Annotated in this window: 2 protein-coding genes and 1 tRNA gene; all 3 read right to left on the bottom strand. The window is 54.9% G+C overall.

The annotated features are described in order from the left end of the window. Window positions 1-211: 211 nt before the first annotated feature. A complete protein-coding gene (gene clpP / locus ACOCD2_RS16130; protein ID WP_293644019.1) occupies window positions 212-856 on the bottom strand; it encodes an ATP-dependent Clp endopeptidase proteolytic subunit ClpP in 645 nt (214 codons plus the stop codon). A gap of 15 nt (window positions 857-871) precedes the next feature. After that, the gene (tig, locus tag ACOCD2_RS16125; RefSeq protein ID WP_293644017.1) at window positions 872-2,182 is read right to left on the bottom strand and encodes a trigger factor; all 1,311 of its coding nucleotides are present in this window, start codon (window positions 2,180-2,182) and stop codon (window positions 872-874) included. Between the two features lie 76 nt (window positions 2,183-2,258). Continuing rightward, window positions 2,259-2,343, bottom strand: a tRNA-Leu gene (locus tag ACOCD2_RS16120). Window positions 2,344-2,695 lie beyond the last annotated feature (352 nt).

Here is a 2,695-nt window from a genome sequence, read left to right as displayed (position 1 = left end):
CGTTTGGATGCCTACTTTGCTTCCCCTCTGGCGCTATGCGCACGACGGGTAAGCAGTGCGGCCTCGCGGCTACTGGGGTCTACCAGCCTTCGCTTCGCTCTCCATGGCTGGCAGCGATAGCGTGTGTGTTCTCAGCAAAACAAAAAAGCCGGCCATCTCCCGGGAAATGACCGACTCTCTGACCAACAGGATGATTATGGCGGCAGCTGCATTACTCAGAATCGTCCGCCTCGCCGCGCTCACCCAGCACTTCATCGACAAGGCCGTATTCCCGTGATTCTTCCGCGCCCATGAAGTTGTCCCGCTCCGTATCTTCCCCAATGGTTTCAAGGGACTGCCCGGTGTGGTGAGCAAGAATCTTGTTGAGTTTTTCACGAATCAGCAGAATTTCGCGTGCGTGTATCTCGATATCGGTGGCCTGCCCCTGAAAACCGCCCAGAGGCTGGTGGATCATGACGCGGGAATTGGGCAGGCAGAAACGCTTGCCCTTTTCCCCTCCCGTGAGGAGGACAGCACCCATGCTGGCAGCCTGGCCGATACACATGGTGCTGATGGAAGGCCGCACGAACTGCATGGTGTCGTAGATCGCCATGCCTGCAGTCACGGAGCCGCCTGGCGAGTTGATATACAGGTGGATATCCTTGTCCGGATTTTCCGATTCGAGGAACAGCAGCTGCGCCACGATCAGATTGGCCATGTGATCCTCCACCGACCCCACGCAGAAGATCACGCGTTCCTTGAGAAGACGTGAATAGATGTCGTAAGAGCGCTCTCCCCGGGGGGTCTGCTCAACGACCATGGGTATCAATCCCAGGTTAATGGGATCCAAATGGCCTGCCGGATGATTGTCATGCATGTAATTACTCTCTGATTAAGCCTGATTCTGATTGTTCAGCAATTCATCGAAGGACAGTTGTTGTTCTTCTTCCACCTTGGCCTGATCGAGAATCATGTCAACCACCTGATCTTCCAGCACCACGTTCTCTACAGAAGCACGCGCCTGGGCGTTCTCCTTGTACCAGTCGATGATTTCCTGGGGGTTTTCGAAGGTGGAAGCCTGTTCGGCAATAGCTTCATCCACGCGCGCCTGATCGACTTCGATCTCGTTCTTGCGCATGATTTCACCAACCAGCAGTCCCAGTTTCACCCGGCGCTCCGCCTGGGGCTCGAAAACACTGACATGCAGATCAACGGTACTTTGCTGGCCGGACTGCGCCATTTCCTGCTGGGTCTGTTGCTTCAGGGCAGCAGCTTCCTGGGATATCATGGCTGCCGGCACAGTGAATTCGTTGGCTGCCAGCAGGGCATCCATCACCTGCTCCTTGGTGCGGCCCTTTACCTTCTGACGCACTTCGCGTTCCATATTTTCACGGATCTCGTTGCGCAGGCTTTCTTCTGTCCCGTCTTCAACACCCATGGACTTGACGAATTCCTCGTCCAATTCGGGCAATTTGGGCTCGGCAACCGCCTTGACTTCCACTTCGAAGGTAACATCCTTGCCCGCAAGATTCTCCACGCGGTAGTCTTCCGGGAATTTCAGTTCCAGCACAGGCTTGTCACCTGCCTTGGCGCCCAACAGCCCCTCCTCGAAGCCGGGAATCATGGTACCGGAACCCAATACCAGGGGAATATCGCTGGCGGTACCACCTTCAAAGGCTTCACCGTCCATGAGGCCGGTAAAATCCAGGGTAACGCGGTCATCATTCTGCGCGCCGCGATCCACATCTGTCCACTCGGTACGCTGCTGACGCAGCTTTTCGATCATGTTGTCGATATCGGCATCCACCACTTCGGTGACGGGACGCTTGATCTCCAGGGCAGTCAAATCAGCCACCTCGATCTCGGGCATGACTTCGAAAGTCGCGGTGTAGGCCAGACCACCATCAGCTTCGTCTTCGCGCAGTTCAATGCTGGGATCGCCCACGGGCTTCAGGTTTTCCTGGGTTACCGCCTCGTAGTAACTGGACTGAATGAGTTCGCCGTAAGCATCCTTTTTGACCTGCTCGCCATAACGCTGCTTCACCACGCGCATGGGCACCTTGCCGGGACGAAAGCCATCCATGCGCACGGTTCGGGCCGCTTCCTTCAGCTTGGCATCAACCAGTTCATTTACTTTGTCTGCAGGCAGGTTAACCAATAGACGTTTTACCAGGCCCTCACCCGATTCAACAGATACTTGCATTGAAACATTCTCCGACAGTGTTGTCTGTCTGGTTAATAGTCAAGGACGCTCCCCCACGGATAGCGCCCACCTTGTCTGGTGCGAAAGGGGAGACTTGAACTCCCACGGGTTGCCCCACTGGAACCTAAATCCAGCGCGTCTACCAATTCCGCCACTTTCGCATGGCGGCAGCGCCGCCTCAAAAGCCTTCAGGCCATTGAAATCACTGGATAATTTTAACTAGCGTAAACTCAGGCGAAAGGCATACCAATCCCCCTGACGCCCAGTGAACGCGCTATTATACACAAACTGAACGATTCACACCCTAGGGAAGCGCTGATCTATTCATGAACTCGCATCTTGCACCTGAAATGTCCGATAGCTACGTTGAAGTTCTTGCCAATAGCCTGCTACAAGGTGAATTGCGCTTGCGCAAGAGAGGGTGCCCTGGGGTATTGGCTGCGAACTTCGCCTTGTTCTCGAACATTTCAGCCACAATCTGCTTCGTCCAGAACAAATCAGCGCTTCCCTAGT

This window comes from Thiolapillus sp. (assembly GCF_048562965.1).
Lineage (GTDB): Bacteria > Pseudomonadota > Gammaproteobacteria > Chromatiales > Chromatiaceae > Thiolapillus > Thiolapillus brandeum_A.
Note: the sequence above shows the minus strand (reverse complement) of the source record. Positions and strands in the feature narration are given on the sequence as shown.

Excerpts from the sequence above, each read along its gene's own strand:
- tig (WP_293644017.1), bottom strand. The coding sequence starts at position 2,182 with ATGCAAGTATCTGTTGAATCGGGTGAGGGCCTGGTAAAACGTCTATTG.
- clpP (WP_293644019.1), bottom strand. The coding sequence starts at position 856 with ATGCATGACAATCATCCGGCAGGCCATTTGGATCCCATTAACCTGGGA.